11 protein-coding genes are annotated in these 17,994 nt (G+C 36.2%); 3 read left to right on the top strand and 8 right to left on the bottom strand.

Features of this window, described 5'->3' with window-relative positions; genetic code table 11:
• Positions 1-177: 177 nt before the first annotated feature.
• From BK137_RS12375 to BK137_RS12350, 6 genes are all read right to left on the bottom strand, one after another.
• Complete coding sequence (locus BK137_RS12375; RefSeq protein ID WP_038189044.1) at positions 178-804, bottom strand: hypothetical protein; 627 nt, start codon at positions 802-804, stop codon at positions 178-180.
• Positions 805-1,024: 220 nt separating this feature from the next.
• The gene (locus tag BK137_RS12370; RefSeq protein ID WP_038189045.1) at positions 1,025-1,786 is read right to left on the bottom strand and encodes a hypothetical protein; all 762 of its coding nucleotides are present in this window, start codon (positions 1,784-1,786) and stop codon (positions 1,025-1,027) included.
• A 20-nt stretch (positions 1,787-1,806) separates the two neighbouring features.
• Complete coding sequence (locus BK137_RS12365) at positions 1,807-5,616, bottom strand: AAA domain-containing protein (RefSeq protein WP_038189046.1); 3,810 nt, start codon at positions 5,614-5,616, stop codon at positions 1,807-1,809.
• 212 nt (positions 5,617-5,828) lie between these two features.
• A complete protein-coding gene (locus BK137_RS12360) occupies positions 5,829-7,094 on the bottom strand; it encodes an MFS transporter (RefSeq protein ID WP_038189154.1) in 1,266 nt (421 codons plus the stop codon).
• Between the two features lie 362 nt (positions 7,095-7,456).
• On the bottom strand, positions 7,457-9,205 hold the full coding sequence (locus tag BK137_RS12355) for an ABC transporter ATP-binding protein (protein WP_038189047.1): 1,749 nt from the start codon (positions 9,203-9,205) through the stop codon (positions 7,457-7,459).
• Positions 9,205-10,944 carry an ABC transporter ATP-binding protein gene (locus BK137_RS12350; RefSeq protein WP_038189048.1) on the bottom strand — a complete coding sequence of 580 codons (1,740 nt, stop codon included), beginning with the start codon at positions 10,942-10,944 and terminating at the stop codon, positions 9,205-9,207. Before BK137_RS12350 ends, BK137_RS12355 begins: the two co-directional genes overlap by 1 nt.
• A gap of 594 nt (positions 10,945-11,538) precedes the next feature.
• Here BK137_RS12350 and BK137_RS12345 point away from each other — a divergent pair.
• From BK137_RS12345 to rsgA, 3 genes are all read left to right on the top strand, one after another.
• Positions 11,539-12,885, top strand: a complete 1,347-nt coding sequence (locus BK137_RS12345) for a hemolysin family protein (protein ID WP_038189157.1) — start codon at positions 11,539-11,541, stop codon at positions 12,883-12,885.
• A gap of 90 nt (positions 12,886-12,975) precedes the next feature.
• Entirely contained in the window at positions 12,976-13,872 is an 897-nt protein-coding gene (locus BK137_RS12340) for a cation diffusion facilitator family transporter (RefSeq protein ID WP_038189049.1), read from the top strand.
• A 433-nt stretch (positions 13,873-14,305) separates the two neighbouring features.
• Positions 14,306-15,388 carry a ribosome small subunit-dependent GTPase A gene (gene rsgA, locus BK137_RS12335; protein WP_038189050.1) on the top strand — a complete coding sequence of 361 codons (1,083 nt, stop codon included), beginning with the start codon at positions 14,306-14,308 and terminating at the stop codon, positions 15,386-15,388.
• Positions 15,389-15,438: 50 nt separating this feature from the next.
• Here the strand turns inward: rsgA and BK137_RS12330 are convergent, their stop codons facing one another.
• Together BK137_RS12330 and BK137_RS12325 are read right to left on the bottom strand one after the other, a co-directional pair.
• Entirely contained in the window at positions 15,439-16,089 is a 651-nt protein-coding gene (locus BK137_RS12330) for a response regulator transcription factor (RefSeq protein WP_038189051.1), read from the bottom strand.
• 11 nt (positions 16,090-16,100) lie between these two features.
• Positions 16,101-17,216, bottom strand: coding sequence for a GAF domain-containing sensor histidine kinase (locus BK137_RS12325; RefSeq protein WP_038189052.1), 1,116 nt, complete (start codon positions 17,214-17,216; stop codon positions 16,101-16,103).
• Positions 17,217-17,994 lie beyond the last annotated feature (778 nt).

The raw sequence follows: 17,994 nt of genomic DNA, 5'->3' as shown, positions 1-17,994 counted from the left end.
TGATCGCCCGACTGAAACGACCCGAGCCGCTAGCGCCTGAAGCTGGATATCTAACTAAATGCTTCAGGCGCTCGTTCAGCTGCGAGGTCGTTACTTCTCATATCTATTTAAATAAGAAAAATCGATACTACGCAGAGCAAAATGACAAAATCCAAACTGACCTCAGACTAATTTCTCCTACATATTTTTTTCAGAAAATGAGCAGAGTACAAAATAGACAGCAGGATACTTTGACGTTTTTTCTGCTAATTCATTAGGATTATTATATAAATTCCAATCACCAATAGAAATATTTTGATCTTGCTTAGAATAAATCACTTGTGCTAACACCATATCTTGCCCTACCTTTACTTTTTCTGAAACAATATTTGCTGAACCAGAAGAGCCTGTTTTTGGCAGTTTGATATTACCTTCACTAGAATAAATCGCTTTATCATCTATTAGAGAGACTCTAACAATGGCGTTAGGTTTTCCATTTGGAAGTCTCCTGAAACTTACGACAAACTTCCCTTTTTCTTCAATTCCCACGCTAATAGCTACTGCATCCTTTTCTTTTAGTTGACCATATTCATATTTCTCTACCCATAATTTTACTGACTTCCACTTCTCATCAACTTTAAATTCATGTATAAATGTTGGATTATCACCATCACCAGTGACGGCTTGAATTAAACTTTTTTCACGTTTTGAGAGCTCTAAATGTTGAATATAGTTCTCGCTTAATTCTTTATCTACTTTCTCACTACACCCCGTTAATACAAAAACAGACAAACAAGCAGCTAATACTAATAGTATCTGTTTCATAAATATAACCCCCAGTTCATTGAATAGCCTTCCTTAATTCTCCACCAAAGTACATAAAAGGTAAATATTTCATTTAATTTATTGATATTTAAATAGGCTAATAAAATCATCGATTACTTAACTACAATTAAATATTTATGCCACAAAAAAAAGCATTATTAATAGAGAACTCCTCCAAGGAGCCCCAAATAATAATGCCTTTAATAAGGCTAACTTGTAACTAAACTTTCAAATACTCTTCTCGCCACATAACAACTTCTTTTTCAACTAGTAGCTTCTCCAACTTATCATCCCATTGAGATAATAATGTATTCCATACTCGAACAAAAAGAAGGTCCTGTTCACGGTTGTATAAGATATATTCAAGACAAGGCACATCATTAATCTGGCGTGCTTCTTTTGATAAGATATCAGTAATGACTGTTTGTTCTTCACCTTCGTCTTCAGATGTACGGCTATTTTGCAGAACTTCTATTAACTCTTCCTCTACAAACTTTAATGTCTCCTCTGGTTCCTCTAAAGCATAACGAAACAGATCTGGTAACTCGTCATACTCATCCATCTGATCAATTTCCGCAGGCAAGAATGCTTCGTGGCAAGCACTGTAAAGCAACTGCTGTGTTTCTATTTCTTGCTCTTCTTCAAACACGCCATTTTCAAGTTGGATTTTACCTTTAGATGTTAAATGATAGTATTTCTCTCCTCTTTCAATTAGCCCTGTTTTCGTTAAATTTATGAGAAGGTCTTGAATGAAGAGATCCTCTACTAATAGTAATTCACCCAATTCGCTAGCATTTGAAATTTCAGCTTGTTGGAAAGTGAGTAGCATCATTTTCATCAATATATCCATCTTCAATCGCTTTACTGGTTGATAAGTGACATCAATTGATTGCACTGGCACGCACCAGATTGAGGTTTTTAAAATCTCTACTTTGCCATTTTGTAAAACTTCTCTTTTCAATCGTTTTTCTAACGCTTTCATACTTGGCTCTCCTTTCCACTTTACTGTTTTACATTGCCGTCTTGGTCACGGAGGCCATTTTGTTCTCTCACTGTTATTAATAATTGACTATACATTTCTCGCGCATTTTTCTGCTTCGCTCTTTGTGTAAACATTTCTGTACTACCTACAAGAATAAGTAGCTCCCTCGCACGCGATAGCGCTACATTTAATCGACGATAATCATTGGCGAAACCGATATCTCCACCTTTATGTTGCGTATTACGAACCATACTTACGATAATAACGTCCATTTCCATCCCTTGGAACTTATCAACAGTACCGGTGCGTAGATGTAAATGTTGTAGATTTAGCTCTTGCTGAATAAGGCGGTCAATTTTCTTAACTTGCTCCCCGTAAAAACTTATAACACCTATGCTTTTGCGTTCATCTTGTTTTATTTTCCCTGCCGCTTTAGCCATTTCAGTTGCATGGTCTAAATCTAATAGCATATGGCGAATTGTATCTAATTCACCTTGATTGAAACGACTTTTACCATTTTTCATTTGTTCTTCAAAATAAGGCTTTTCATTTGGCATATCTAGCCATAATAAGTGATCAGACCGTTTTACATAATGCCCCTCTAGGAAATGATCTCGAACGGTATCTGAATTGATTAGACCACATTGCAGTTGGTCATCTTCATTTTCATAAAAAGGGGTGATTGTCTTCATTATATCCTCGTGCATACGATATTGTATCGCTAGCATTTGTTTATTATCTCTAGGGAGGTTTTTGAAAAGGCGTTCGAATAAAGACTCTTTTAATAATTTTTTTAGTTCAGCACTTTCTTCTAGTGCGTCACTTTCTTCGATAATCGCTTTTAACGTTTCCTCTAATGTATCGTCTCCAACTAATGGCGGTAGCTGATGATGATCTCCTACGAGAATAATTTTTTTCCCTTTTAACATTGGCAGCAACAATTCTGGTGGTGTTGCTTTAGACACCTCATCGATAATAACGACATCAAATGTTGGATAATTATCCATGAATTCTTTTCGAGCTGAAGCTACACATGTTGTCCCAATAACATTGGCATGTCGTACATACATTTTTCGAATTTCATCTAAATCATGTTCATTGGCTTCTTGTAGTAATGTATACCATTGTTTTTGTAGCGCTTGTTTAATAGGTAGCTGTGCTTTGTTATGCTGGAGTTTTGTTTTTTTCTCTGTAAGCTTTTTAATAGCATAGTCTGCTTGTAATTGTTGGTCTTCATAATCTTGATCCAGGATTTCTTCCAAAGCTTTTAAATCCTTTTCCTGCTGTAAGCCTTGTGAATTAATCTCTTGAATTGCTAGTTTCTTTTCTTCAATGTCACTAGCTAAAGAAGTTCTTTCTTCCATTAACTTTTGGTGCTGTTGCTGCATTTGCTCTAATTGAGGGATGGTTTGTAAAACTGCTTGGTAGGTTGATTTAACATGCTGCTCCTCTATTTCTAACTTGTGTAATATTGCTGTTAGTTGCTCTGAATGGCTAGAGATAGGTACATCAGACAAACTTAACTTTAATTGTTCATATCTTTTTTGGAGCTGAGTTTGCTTATCTTTTAGTAGCATCCCTTTATTCGTTAAAGTACTTTTCTTTTGCTGTGCGTTAGCTAATACTTCAGTTGTTTGTTTAATCACTTCTCGCTTGATCATCTCAAATAATCTGACTGCTTCTTGTTTTAGTTGTTGTAGAATTGTACCTTGTTCCCATACAAACTTTCTTCTTAAATAAAGTCTTTCTAAATGCGGTTTTAACTGTACAGGGTTAACAACTTTTTGTGTTATTAAAAATTGCTTCATATAATCTATCGCTTCATGCACTTCTCGAATCGAATAGGATGAATAGCTATCTTCTGGACGTGCGTTAACTTGTTGCAAAATAATTTGAGAAGCTTGCCCCATTTGCTTCTCTACATAGTCAATCGCTGCTTTCAACTTATTATTTACAGCCATCCAATCATGATAACTTACCATTTGATTTTTAATTTTCTCTAATGCATTAATCTGGCGTTCAATGATAAAACCCATTGGAATGTCGTACTGTTGCATAAAATCAGTGAGTTCATCAACTTTAGTAAAGTCTTTCAACTCATGTTGCAATTGATGTAGTTCTAAAATGTTTTTTTGCCAAGTCATGTATTCTTTACGAGAATTGTTTAACTCTTCGTTAACTGCATTCAATTCTTCTTCAGCTTGACGATAAAGCAATTGATTTCTAGTAAGCCCTATTTCATCCGCTAATCGATTAGTTCGCTCAAGTAATTTTTCACTGGATTCATTTGCTTCAATGAAACGCTCTAACTCCTCTACCTTCAATAAAACATGCTCATATTTATTTGCTACTTCTCCAAAATGTTCTTCAAGGTCCCGAAGTTCTCTTCTATAAATACCCAACATTTTTTTTAGTTTTTGAATTTCGTTAGTTATTACTTCATAATCGAGTTTTGCCTGTTGTTGTTCTACTATTTTTTCCTTTATAAATATTAGCTGGGCTTTGAATTTTTGAAGTTCTTCCTCACATTTCTCTAATGTTGCAGTAAGCTCCGATTCTTGACTAGCATGCAACGTTAGCTCCTGCTCGATATCTTGTAACGTTTGCTCTCTCCAATACTCAGCCACATTTTCTTCAATAAATTTTTTGCCTTCTTCTTCAATACTTTCTGTTCGACCAAAGCGTAAAATGCGAATGTCTTTATTTGAAAGCAGTCGACTTAATGCATTATCAACAGCTAAGTTAGACTGAGAAGCTACTAATGTACGCAAACCTGCCTTCGCATTTTGCTGGCATATTTCTGAGATAACCGTTGTTTTACCAGTTCCTGGTGGACCTTGAATAACAAATAAATCTTCAGCTGACATTGCTCCAATCACAGCTTCTTGTTGAAATTCATTTAACCGGTTATGAAACTCTAGTTTAGCTCGCTTCTTCGGTGCTTGAATACGAGGTCGATCTTCAAATAAAATCTTTTCTAGATTGGCATTTGCAGCTAATCCTTTTTCTAAATCTGCAAACCCTCTACGTAGTCTACGAATCTGACTTAAAGTAGCAAAATTACTAAAGATGACTTCCTTTGTTTTTGGTTTTAGCTGATTTTTGCGCAGTTGCTCCCTTATATATGGACGTAGCTCAATTTCTACTGTTCTATTCGCGCGATTCACTTTCAATACTTCACCAAGTTCATCTCGAGAGCCTTTAAATTTCGCACTTAATCCTTTAGCTTTATTCCATTCATTATCCTTTAAACCACTACAATTTAATGTCATTCGACTGAAGTCTTCATTGACCGAAAGCTTTGAGAATGATGCTGTCATATCCTCAATCGTGGCATCACGCTCTTGTATTTTCAAATAACCTTCCCAGCTAGAAATACGTTTTCTAACATATTCTGAACGTTCTTCTGCTATTGGCAACTGGCGAATTTTAGAATGGAGTTCAATTGGTAATCCTACGGTATTCTTAGGGGCTGTCACGAACTCTAACTGTGTTGCAAATCTTCTATTTGTACGAACAGGGACTCTTGAACTGATAACACGGAAATTAGTTGCCAGTAGTCCTTCATATTTCACAATACAATTCATCACTACAACTTGACTATCTAGCTTTTCGGCAAGGTTCGTGTTGGCTACATTGTCAAAATAGATTGTAATCGCTGTCTCTCCTTGTGCAGAATTACTCATTCTTTCAATATGTACTAAAAACGATTTTTGAATATGAAAAAAAGCATGCTCATCTTTTGACCATGCTAAAATTCCTTCACGTGCTTTGTTTGTCATGATTAGGTTTGTGCGCACCGTTTCAATTTTAGCTACTACTTGTCCCATGAACATATCTTCCTCTCTTCGAAATTGGTCCCTTTTTAAAAACACTAATTTCTATAATAGCAGTTTTGCCATCGTATTTGAATTTTCGAATGTTAGAAAGGCGATGGTAATTGATGTATTAAAGAAAAATTAATGAAAGAACTATAAAAAACACCTACATGTTGTTTTTATATCAAGCACAACAAGTAGATGTTCTTATTCTTATGTTTTCCTCATTCCACTGAGAGTTTTTTTTTGCGTCCAAACACCAAATAAAAATAGGTAGAAGCAATCAGATACAATATGCCTGTAATCGTAAAGGTATAAGCATATCCCCAATAATGCCCAAACTTCGTAACAAAAAATGCAGCTGGCAGACCCATTGATGCCCAGCCAACTTGGAATACCATCTGATTGACTGAATTCCCTAACCCTTTATATTTATCATGCACAATTTCCATAGCAATGGCTGATTGGATCGGGTTCGCTGCATTCATCAATGCTTGGCGGAATAAAAAACCAATCGATGCTACAAATAAAGAATTTGTAAACGCAGTTAAAAATAAAAATGGAATGGATAAAAACTGAAATATGATAATAGCTCTAACTTCACCTACACGTTTAACTAATGCAGGTCCTATCAACATTGCAACAGCTGTCATTGCTGATCCTAATGCTAAAATAAGTCCTATGTATGTATTGGATGCATTAAAACGATTAGCGAAATACAAATTTAAATATGGAATGACCAGCCCTGATCCTATACCAATAATCAATTGAGCTATCCCAAATAGTACAATGATTCTTATATTTTCTTTGAAGCTCGCGCTTTTTTCTGATACTTTTACTATATTTTTATTAATAGATGTTGATTCTATAACAACTTTACTTTCCATCTTCAAGCGGAACAATGGAAATAATCCAATGACGAAGAATGCGACACCACTATAAAGCGATACCCGAATTCCTTCAACAGCAGACAATTCCATAAGAAAACTTGCGCAGTCAGCTACAACTCCACCAAGTAAATTCCCAATAAAACCTGCAATTGTCATGATTGAAAAGTGAATACTAAATAATTTCATTCTTTCTGAAGCCTTGGAGTTTTCAGCTAAAAATGGTACCCCTGAAACTTGAGCTACAGCCCACACAATGCCTGTAGCGAATGCTGACCAAAGCATCGGTTGTTCAACAGTGACAATGCTTCTATAGAAAAATGTAATTGCTGTTAATCCTGTTCCGATAATAAGCGCCCACTTACGTCCAAATCGATCACTTAGGAGACCAGCTGGAATTAGCATAATAGCTGTTGCTAACGCTGTCATCGCAATAACATTTCCATTAACAGCTTCCTTCATACCTAATTCCTTAATATATAAATTGTACATTACACTGAATATGCCCATTCCTATTTGGATTAGTATATTCCCAACCATGAACAACTTAATATTTCGATTAAAAGATTTGATACTATGTAACCAATCTTGCCACCAGCTCAGGATTGACACCTACTTTCACATAGCCAATTAATTCGTCTCCCTAAATATACGAGTATCGGCAAACATTTGCAATAGCTACATGCTTCAAATACACTAATCTTAATAAAAGTACTTATTACAGTTCTTGAATCGGAGGAAACGTTTGTATGCCAGAAGTAGTTTATTATTTATTCTTCTCCTTTTTCGTGTCACTACTTATTAGTGGCATATTAAATGTATTTTTGGAAACCACTTCAAAATTGAACTGGCTTACCTCTATTACCTTTTGCGCCGTTCTTTCTATTTTCATCGCCACTATAATGCACTGATTTTTCCATTAAAAGAGACCCTTCAATTGCTTGAGCATTTGAAGGGTCTTCATATTAACTAATATTTTTTTCACCTGATTGTAGTTTATACATTTGTTCATAACGTCCACCTTGTTTCAGTAGCTCATCATGAGTACCCTGTTCTACAATTTCACCACGGTCTAATACTAAAATGCGATCTGCATTTTTAATAGTAGAAAGTCTATGTGCGATGATAAATGTCGTACGTCCTTTTTTCAATACATCCATTGCGTGCTGAATGATTTCTTCAGTTTCCGTATCTATATTGGAAGTTGCTTCATCAAGGATTAATATCGCAGGGTCAAAGGCAAGCGCTCTGGCAAATGAAATTAACTGACGTTGTCCCGAAGATAATGTACTACCTTTCTCAATCACAGGTTCATCTAAACCCTTCGGTAAATTTTTCAAAACGCGTTCACCACCAACTGCATCCAATGCTTTCTGTACTGTATCACGCGTAATTCTAGGATCTCCTAAACTAACATTCGATTCAATCGTACCTGTAAATAAATAAGGATCTTGCAATACAATTCCCATATGCTCTCGAATGGTTTGACGAGAATGCTCTTTAATATTGATACCGTCAATTGTAATCGCACCTTTTGAAACGTCATAAAAACTGAAAAGTAAATTCATGATAGAACTTTTCCCAGAGCCCGTATGACCAACAAGCGCGACTGTCTCTCCTTGCTTCGCTTCAAAATCAATATCCTTCAGCACATATTCTTGCTCCTTATAAGCAAACCACACATGCTCGAAGCGAACATTTCCTTTATATCGTGGTATACGTTTATCGACTACAGGCTCCCCTGGTTGATCTAATAGTTCAAAGACACGCTCTGCTGCAACGTTTGCTCTTTCTAAGCGAGCCAACTGATTGACGATACCAGTTACAGGATTAAATAATCGTGTAATATAATCAACAAAAGCGTATAGCATACCGACTGAAATAGCAGCTGCACCATTCATTTCAGCACTGCCAAAATACCAGATAAAAAGTACAAATGTAAGCGAACGAATAACGCCTACTAAATTGTGAGATGTAGCTGCATCTAATATAAGCAGCTTATTTTGATAACGATAATGCTCTTCATTTAGTGCCGCAAATTCATCTTCAATTTGTTTTTCGCGACTAAAAGCTTGAATAATAGTCATCCCATTAATCGATTCGTTGATCATACCGTTCATATCAGATACTTTTCCTCGTACAATATGATTGTACTTAGAAGCATACTTACGATACACAATCGTCCAAACAATTAAAATTGGAATAACAAATAATGCGATTAATGCCATCTTCCAATCAAGGAAGAATAACGCGATATAAATCCCGAAGATCGTCATAAAGCTCGCTGCAAACTGTGAGACTACCGTTACAAACAAATCACGAATAGCTTCCGTATCATTTGTAACACGCGCAACCACTTTTCCGGCAGGCAAATTATCAAAATAACGAATCGGCAATGTTTGGATATGCTCATAGACTTCATTGCGCATTTTTTGAATTATACGATTTGCACCCATTTGAAGTAAAAGATACTGACCGTATCTAAAAATAGCGGCAACAACTGCTAATCCGAAGAATACAGCCAATAAAATTGCAATCGGCTGAAAATCAATACCTGCGACTTCTGCTTTTGCAATATGATCATCAATAATTTTCTTTGCTACTAATGGTCCCGCTAAATCTGCGGCAACTGCAATAGCTAATAATAACAGGCCTGAAATAAGTAGCTTTTTGTACATTAAAGCATATTGAAATAATCGTTTACCAGTACCCATTATTTCACCCCCTCAACTTGCTGACGGTCATGCTGTTCTTTGTACCAGCCCTCTTCTTCAAGCAATGTTTGATGTGTACCTTCTTCAACGATGCGACCATCCTCTAATACAATGACCCAATCCGCATGTTGAATTGCCGATAAGCGGTGTGTCACAATTATGGTCGTTTTGTCACTTCTAGCTGTTTGGATATTTTGAATAATTGTTGCTTCTGTTTTAGCATCCACTGCTGACAAGGAATCATCTAAAATTAATATTTCTGGATCACGAATTAATGCGCGAGCAATTGAAATACGTTGCTTTTGCCCTCCCGATAACGAAACCCCTTTTTCTCCAACTAATGTTTGCAAACCGAGTGGTAGCATTTCTAAATCACGCTCGAAGTTTGCTAAACGGATTGCTTCATGTAATTCGTCCTCTGTCGCATCTGATTTACCAAACAAAATATTCTCTTTCACTGTTCTAGAAAATAGTACGTGGTCTTGAGGTACATAGCCTATCCAGTTACGAACCTGTTCCTTTGTTTGATCATGAATAGGACTATTTGAGACAAATAGATCTCCTTCACCATTTGGATATTCACGTAATAGCTGTTTAACGACAGTCGTCTTTCCACTACCTGTTTTCCCAACAATTCCTAGCGTTTGCCCCTTTTTCAAAGAAACTTCAAGGTTTGCCAGGTTAATAGAAGATGATTGTGGATATTGGAATGTCACATCTTTGAATACAATAGACTCCGGATTTTGAATGATTGTTGGCGTTTTTGGATCAACAACATCTTCTTTCTCGTCTAATGTTTCTTGTACACGATCAAGTGATGCATTCCCACGTTGCATAACATTGATGAGTTCTCCAATCGCAAACATTGGCCATACGATCATACCTAGATATACATTAAATGTAACTAGCTCACCTAAAGTCATTTCTTGCTTAGACACTAAATAAGCACCAAAACCAAGACCAATCATATAGCTAAGTCCAGTTAAAATTTTTGTAATTGGATTAAATAATGCATCAATTTTCTCAACATGCATATTTTTTTTGTAAACGTCTTCTGTCATTTCACTAAATTGTTGCTCTGTAGCACGTTCTTGAACGTATGCACGAACAACACGGACACCCTCTACAGCTTCAAGTACGCTATCATTCATTTCACCAAACACGTCTTGGGCTTTCATATAACGCTCATGAATTCTCTTACCAAGAATTTGCATAACGACTGCTAATATCGGTAATGGCAATATAGCTGCTATTGTTAGCTTCCATGAAACAAGGAATCCCATTGTTAGTAAAATTGTTAATAAGTATAAAGTCGAATCAATTAACGTCATAATACCAAAACCAGCTGTTTCTGAGACAGCACGTAAATCATTTGTCGCTCTCGCCATCAAATCTCCTGTACGATTTCGTTCATAAAAAGGTGGAGACATTTTCAAAAACTTTGTCATGAGCTTTGATCTCAGCTTACGTTCAATTACATTCGCTCCACCAAACAATTGATATTGCCATATAAAGTTGACGACATATGACAATACCAAAATGACTAGCATAGCAGCAATATAAAACATAAGGGAATGACTTGTTAATGTTTCTGAGTGGATAGCATCAATCGATTGACCAATAATCCACGGTGGCGTCACTTCAATTACATTAGCCACTAGTAACAATGCGATGGCTATTGCGTAACGCTTTCGATTTTCTTTAAAAAACCATTTTAATTTAAATAAGACCTCAAACATTTATTATTCCTACTTTCTTATTCTGTTTTTACACTAACCGTCTTCAATCGAATCCTTATTAAATTTCTTTTTCCGCTTTTGAATAAACATATTCAGCTCTCCTTTTATAATTTGGCACTCGTAATTCACTTAAAAAGGCAACAAAAAAAGCGCACACCCCTTTCAGAGCATACGCTTTAAAAAAGATACAGGTATCTACACCCATACCAATTAGTTATAAAAGTTAAATTACAGACTTAATTGCTGAATAGGTAGGTGTGGATTCATTATTTAATTGTTTAAATAAACTTCTTAACTTTTTCATAATCCATACCTCCTTTTCCATAAATTATTTAGTGCCTCTCAATATTAGCACTCCGAATTTTGAATTGTCAATACTTTTAGAATAAATTGAGTAATTTAATTATATTCTTACTTTTGACGATATTTCTTACTTCAATAAACAATTATTATTAATAGTCAAAACAAATCATGTAGATGATTTGTTTTTTCAACTTAGTTGTCATATCATTGTATTACTTAACTATTTTTTATATTACAGGAGGTGTACACTTTGTTCTCTCCCCTCATTTGGGTCTGGAACAAAGGAAGTCTTTGGACATAGCCATACGGTTGACAGCATTTGCTGTCTTGATCGCATGTTCGGCTTTTTTCGTAGCAACTGAATTTTCTATCGTTAAAGTCAGAACAACTCGAATTGATCAGCTTATAGCTGAGGGTAACAAAAAAGCATTAAAAGCAAAAAAAGTAGTATCTAATTTGGATGAATATTTATCCGCTTGTCAGTTGGGAATTACGATTACTTCTTTAGGGCTTGGTTGGCTCGGTGAAGAAACAGTCTCGATTTTATTGAGACCGATATTTGATTTGTTCGCACTTGAAGGAAGTGTGACATCCGTTCTATCCTTCGTGTTGTCATTCTCTATCGTGACATTTGTTCACGTTGTAGTTGGTGAATTAGCACCAAAAACACTAGCCATTCAGAAGGCAGAATCTGTAGCATTAGCAACAGCTGGTCCTTTAATTACATTCCACAACATCATGTATCCATTTATTAAAGCATTAAACTTCTCTGCTCGTTCATTGTCTTCACTTTTCGGTTTAAAGGATGTATCTGAATCAGAAGTGGCAATGACAGAAGAAGAATTACGTATGATTTTATCGGATAGTTTGAAAAGCGGTGAAATAAATCAGTCTGAATATAAATATGTGAATAGCATTTTTGAATTCGACGATCGTATTGCCAAAGAAATTATGGTACCTCGTACTGAAATCATTGGTATTGAAAAAGAAATGACTCTTAGAGAAGTCTTCGAAGTGATGGGTGTTGAGCAGTATACACGCTACCCTATTATTGATGGAGACAAAGACCATATTATAGGTCTCGTCAATATGAAGCACCTTTTAACTGCTTACATTAAAGACCCAACTAATGGTTCAAAATTAGTAACGGAATATATGCAACCTATCATTCGCGTCATCGAAACAATCCCAGTTAGTGACTTATTGTTGAAAATTCAACGAGAACGTATTCATATGGCCATTTTAATGGATGAATACGGTGGTACATCTGGTCTTGTAACAATCGAAGATATTATCGAAGAAATTGTCGGTGATATTCGAGACGAGTTTGATGCAGACGAGATTCCTGAAGTTCGTAAAGTAGATGAGAACCATTTTATCTTTGATGCCAAAATGTTAATTGAAAACGTAAATGATTTCCTTAAAATTGACATCAATGAAGATGATATCGATACTATCGGCGGTTGGTTTATGACCAAAAACTTCGATGCCGTTAAAGGCGAAGCAATTACTGAACAAGGTTATGAATTTATCGTAAAAGAAGTAGATGGTCATCATATCTTATACTTAGAAGTTATTAAGTTACCAGATGAATCCAACAACGAATCACTAGAAGATGAAAATTCATCTTCTGAATAATATTTATGAAAATTTAACAAGAAACGACGCACACTACTATAAGTGTGCGTCGTTTTGTATTGCCTAGAAATTTTGCAGGGGGGAAACATTGTGGAGTTATACACAAATTTAAGACAAGGGGAAAGAGGCGCTTGGCTAAGTATTGCCACTTATCTCATACTCAGCACCGCGAAGCTTACCATTGGTTTTATCGGTGCATCCACTGCATTAAAAGCTGATGGACTAAATAATACTACAGATATAATCGCTTCTGTTGCCGTTCTGATTGGATTACGTATTTCACAAAAGCCACCAGATGGGGATCACCACTACGGTCATTTAAGAGCCGAAACGGTAGCTTCCCTTGTAGCATCATTCATCATGGCAGTCGTTGGACTACAAGTGTTATTCAATTCAGGCAAAAGCTTTATCGAAAACAACCACTCTTCCCCTTCCCTGCTAACAGCAGTTGTCGCTATTATTAGTGGTATTATTATGTACATTGTTTATCGATATAATTTAAAGTTATCTGAACGCACTAAAAGTTCAGCTGTAAAAGCAGCTGCTCTTGATAACCGTTCAGATGCGCTTGTCAGTTTTGGTACTGCAATTGGTATTTTAGGTGCTATCGTTGGGTTTCCGATAATTGATTCCATTACCGCCATTATCGTTGGTATTATCATAATTAAAACAGCCTATGAAATATTTTTTGAAGCTGTTCATACATTAACTGACGGCTTTGACGAAGAAGAGGTTGAAACGTTATCCACTCTTGTCCGTAATGTTGATGGTGTTATTCATCTCATAGATTTAAAAGGACGTAATCATGGGAATATGGTGTTTGTAGATTTAACGGTCACTGTTAATCCTGAGCTAAATGTTTGGAAAAGCCATCAAATTACCGAAGATATTGAAAATACGATACGTCTAGTAAAACCATTGACAGTAGTACTTGTTCATATTGAACCAGATGGTTTAGTACATGAGCATAATACTGGTTTAATGTAATTTTTTGATAATAATTGAATATTTATGTTGACTTTATTTTTCCATTTTGTTAATCTAATAACAACTTTAAGGAAAGCAGGTGAGGTTTTATGACAAATTTAATGAGCATTGCATCAACGCAAATCGGTTTGTTACAAAATACTCGCCATCCGTATGCTTTTTAAGGATACTTTCTTTTATTGTGCGTGTATAAACTGTAGCTGCCGATTTGCAGCTACAGTTTTTTTATTTTTAATGCTGAAGGCGCTCGTTTAGCGGCGAGGTCGTTGGAAGGCGGAAACCAAAGTCGCTCTTTGACTTTGAGTACCCGACTGAAACGACCCGAGCAGTTAGCGCCTGAAGCTGGATAACTAGATTAAATGCTGAGGACCCTTTCAAGAAAATTAATCGCCTCAGCTCAATATCTCTACACACACAATAGGAGGATTTACAAATGACAAAATTACAAGATTTCGGTTGGAATACAACTTGGGAAGAAAAATATAAAATTGCCCAAGCTTCAAATAAATTAGCAAAAACAATTCCCGGACGTGTATTGCTAGAGCATAAGCACTCCTACCGTGTTATCACAGAACAAGGTGAATGGCTTTCTACTCCATCTGGCAGCTTCCAACATACTGCTTTTGAACGTCGTGACTTCCCTGCAGTTGGTGATTGGGTTTTAGTTGAGCAAATGCCCGGTGAAGAAAAAGCGATTATTCATGCCGTATTACCGCGTACCTCTTTGTTCTCCCGCAAAGCTGCAGGATTAACTACTGCGGAACAATTAATAGCGGTCAATGTTGACATCGTTTTTTTAATCATGAGTTTGAACTTAGATTTTAATCTTCGACGTTTAGAGCGCTATTTAATCGCTGCTTGGGACTCAGGTGCCACACCAATCATCGTATTAACGAAAAAAGATTTATGTGAAGATGTCACACCCTTTATTCAAGAAGCAGAATCTGTTGCTTTTGGCGTACCCATCTATACAGTAAGTAGTTTTACTGGTGAAGGCATTAATGAGCTTCAACAATTATTAGTTGATGGTAAGACAGCTGCACTTTTAGGTTCATCTGGTGTTGGTAAATCATCTTTAACCAATGCACTATGTGGCACTGAAGTAATGTTTGTCCAAGAAGTTCGTGAGGATGATGATAAAGGTCGCCATACGACAACACACCGAGAACTATTCAAAATTCCAGGTGGCGGCTTATTAATTGATACCCCGGGAATGCGTGAATTCCAATTATGGGATCAAAGTGAAAGCTTAGATAGCAGTTTTAAAGATATAGAAGAACTTTCATCTCAGTGCCGCTTTAGAGATTGTGAACACAAGCGTGAACCTGGATGCGCAGTACAAAATGCAATTCATGAGGGTACACTAACTAACGAACGATACAATAGCTATATAAAGTTAAAGCGAGAATTAGCTTATATCGAAAGAAAGACTAACGCTCAAGCACAAATTGCTGAACGTAATAAATGGAAACAGGTTTCAAAAACCTTACGCCAAAAACCACAGAAAAAACGTTAAAAAAAGCTGTCCTATCAGTCATTTCAATGACTAAGGGACAGCTTTTTCTCTTATTGTTGCTCACTCGATTCAGTTAACCCATGTTTGACTGCATAAAGTGCAGCTTGAGTACGATCTTGTACTTCCAATTTTGAAAAAATATTCGAAATATGTGTCTTCACAGTTTTTTCTGTAACAAAAAGTGAGGATGCAATTTCTCTATTACTCTTTCCTTTTGTTAATTCAGCTAGAACATCACGTTCTCGAGGTGTCAAAGTATGCTTCATATGTGGCAAATCTTCTTGCATCTCTCGACTTTTAATAAGTTGAGTTGTCGCTTGTGGATGCAATGTATTTTCTCCTGCCATTATTCTACGGATTGATGTCACCAGTTCATCTGGTTCAATATCTTTTAACTGGTAACCTGCAGCCCCTGCTTCAATTGCAGGAATGACATGGTCACTATCCGAAAAACTCGTCAGCATTAGTACCTGTGTGTCAGGAAATTTTGCCTTAATACGTTTTGTAGCTTGGATACCATCTAATTCAGGCATAACTAAATCCATTAAAACGATATCTGGCTTTAATTCCGACGTTAATGCTACTGCTTCTTTACCATTTTGTGCTTCACCAATAACCTCGATGTCCTTTTGCGTTTTCAGAAAAAATAATAATCCTCTTCTTACAACATGGTGATCGTCTGCGATTAATACTCTAATCATCGAAATCCCCCTTAATATGGTAGACGGATTAAAATTTCCGTTCCTCTTCCAATATTACTCACCCAATCAACTTTACCGCCAAGTGCCTTTGCACGATCTCGCATGCTTTGCAAACCGATTGATGGCAATTTCACAAGAGAGTCAACTTGGAATCCTCTACCTTCATCTTTAATAACTAATAGCACATCTGACTGTGTAATAATGACAAAAATCTCTGCGTCCTTAACACCCGAATGCTTACGCACGTTATTTAGTGCTTCCTGTGTAATACGAAATAACGTTTCTTCCACCCGGGAAGGTAATTGTAAAACACCCGATACATTCACAGAAAGGTTTATACCTAACATTTCAGCATAACCTTTAATCGCCTCCATTAGACCACTCTCTAAACCTTTAGGGCGTAACTGCCAAATTAAAGCACGCATTTCTGTTAAGGCTTCTTGTGTTAAATTCTGAATTTCCTTAAACGTTTCCTTCATTTCTGGTTGCTCAGCCATTTCAATTCCGGCACGAGATGTTAACGTAACAGAGAATAATAATTGATTCACTGAATCATGTAAATCTCTCGCCAATCGATTTCTCTCTTCAACTAGTGCCATCTGCTGTTCTTGTTTTGTTAGTAAAATTCGTTTTATTGCGGATCCCATTTGGAAGGCAACTGATTCTAAAAGAGCTAGCTCGTCATCAGAAAAACTGACAGTATTTGGCGTAGCTACATTTAATAGCCCAAAACGCTCTTGTCCAGATTGCAAGGGTACTGTGGCATGATGGGTAATGCCCCCATCACCCTCTAGTTCAGCAGCATTGGCGCTTTCAATGCGCTGACATTCAATAATATTCGAAGCTTTTTTTAATTCATTATTTCGATAACGTGATACGCACCAACAACCGCCTTTTTCTAAAAAGTGACAGTTATTATGCTTTAAAGCTTGTGGCAAATTTTCATGCGCTATGAGCTCATGTCTTCCTTTTTTATTGATAAAAAATACCCAACCTGTTTCAAAATTCGTACCTGCTAAAAACTTTCTCAGAGCACCTTGTAACATTGCTTGAATTTCAGTTTCTTCATTTAGAAGTTCGGCAATTTCCTTGAGTAAACTAATGTTCGAATGATCATTTTGCTGCATGTAATTGCCGCCTTCCTTTTTTCATCTATAAATATATTGTACCTACTATGATACCACTGCCTGTCATACATTCGCATGAAATAGCTCTCATTCTTTTGACCGAGAAAATAAAAAAAGCACCTTTTCTGTTCATGAAATAAAGTGGTATAAAATTATTATTCTTTTGAATATTGTTAACGATATACATCATGAGGAAGGTCTTACATATGAGCAACAATACTATCTTGGTTTTGACGACGCAAAACTTCGAAATCGACATCATCGATGAACACTCAGCCTCATGCTTATAATAATTAGTACCAATAATGATGGATGTCAAATTAAATTGACGAGCCGAATCTTTTCGTGCATCATAAAGACGTTGTACTACCTTTAAGCGGTAATAATCGGGATCGTCTACTATAACTTCTATTCCGTATAAATTATAGCCAAATGGATTATCATTGGTAATATAATAATAATCCTTGTATGACGGTCATCATATTCATCAAGGTTAATTATGAGACTTGAGCAAGAACCAATTATGTTAACTTCTAATTCCGGAGCGCTTTTAGGAAAAATGCATAAGTTCCTATTTAATTGTTCATGCCCCATGGTTCCATTCCGAGAAATGATCTTTGTTTAATTTCTCTTGAAATGTAGTCATACTGTGTCATTGGACGAATAATCACACTTTTTTAAAATTGTAACAACCGATCTAGTTGTTCAGAAGTTGAAATGCCTCTTTCACAAGATTGCCTTTTTTATAAAAGAGAAGTTTTTGTCAAGGATAAAATAT

Origin of the sequence: Viridibacillus arenosi (assembly GCF_001955655.1) — a bacterium.
Taxonomy (GTDB): domain Bacteria; phylum Bacillota; class Bacilli; order Bacillales_A; family Planococcaceae; genus Viridibacillus; species Viridibacillus arenosi.
Note: the sequence above shows the minus strand (reverse complement) of the source record. Positions and strands in the feature narration are given on the sequence as shown.

Excerpts from the sequence above, each read along its gene's own strand:
- BK137_RS12330 (WP_038189051.1), bottom strand. The coding sequence starts at position 16,089 with ATGATTAGAGTATTAATCGCAGACGATCACCATGTTGTAAGAAGAGGA.
- BK137_RS12355 (WP_038189047.1), bottom strand. The coding sequence starts at position 9,205 with ATGGGTACTGGTAAACGATTATTTCAATATGCTTTAATGTACAAAAAG.
- BK137_RS12365 (WP_038189046.1), bottom strand. The coding sequence starts at position 5,616 with ATGGGACAAGTAGTAGCTAAAATTGAAACGGTGCGCACAAACCTAATC.
- BK137_RS12375 (WP_038189044.1), bottom strand. The coding sequence starts at position 804 with ATGAAACAGATACTATTAGTATTAGCTGCTTGTTTGTCTGTTTTTGTA.
- BK137_RS12350 (WP_038189048.1), bottom strand. The coding sequence starts at position 10,944 with ATGTTTGAGGTCTTATTTAAATTAAAATGGTTTTTTAAAGAAAATCGA.
- rsgA (WP_038189050.1), top strand. The coding sequence starts at position 14,306 with ATGACAAAATTACAAGATTTCGGTTGGAATACAACTTGGGAAGAAAAA.
- BK137_RS12325 (WP_038189052.1), bottom strand. The coding sequence starts at position 17,216 with ATGCAGCAAAATGATCATTCGAACATTAGTTTACTCAAGGAAATTGCC.
- BK137_RS12370 (WP_038189045.1), bottom strand. The coding sequence starts at position 1,786 with ATGAAAGCGTTAGAAAAACGATTGAAAAGAGAAGTTTTACAAAATGGC.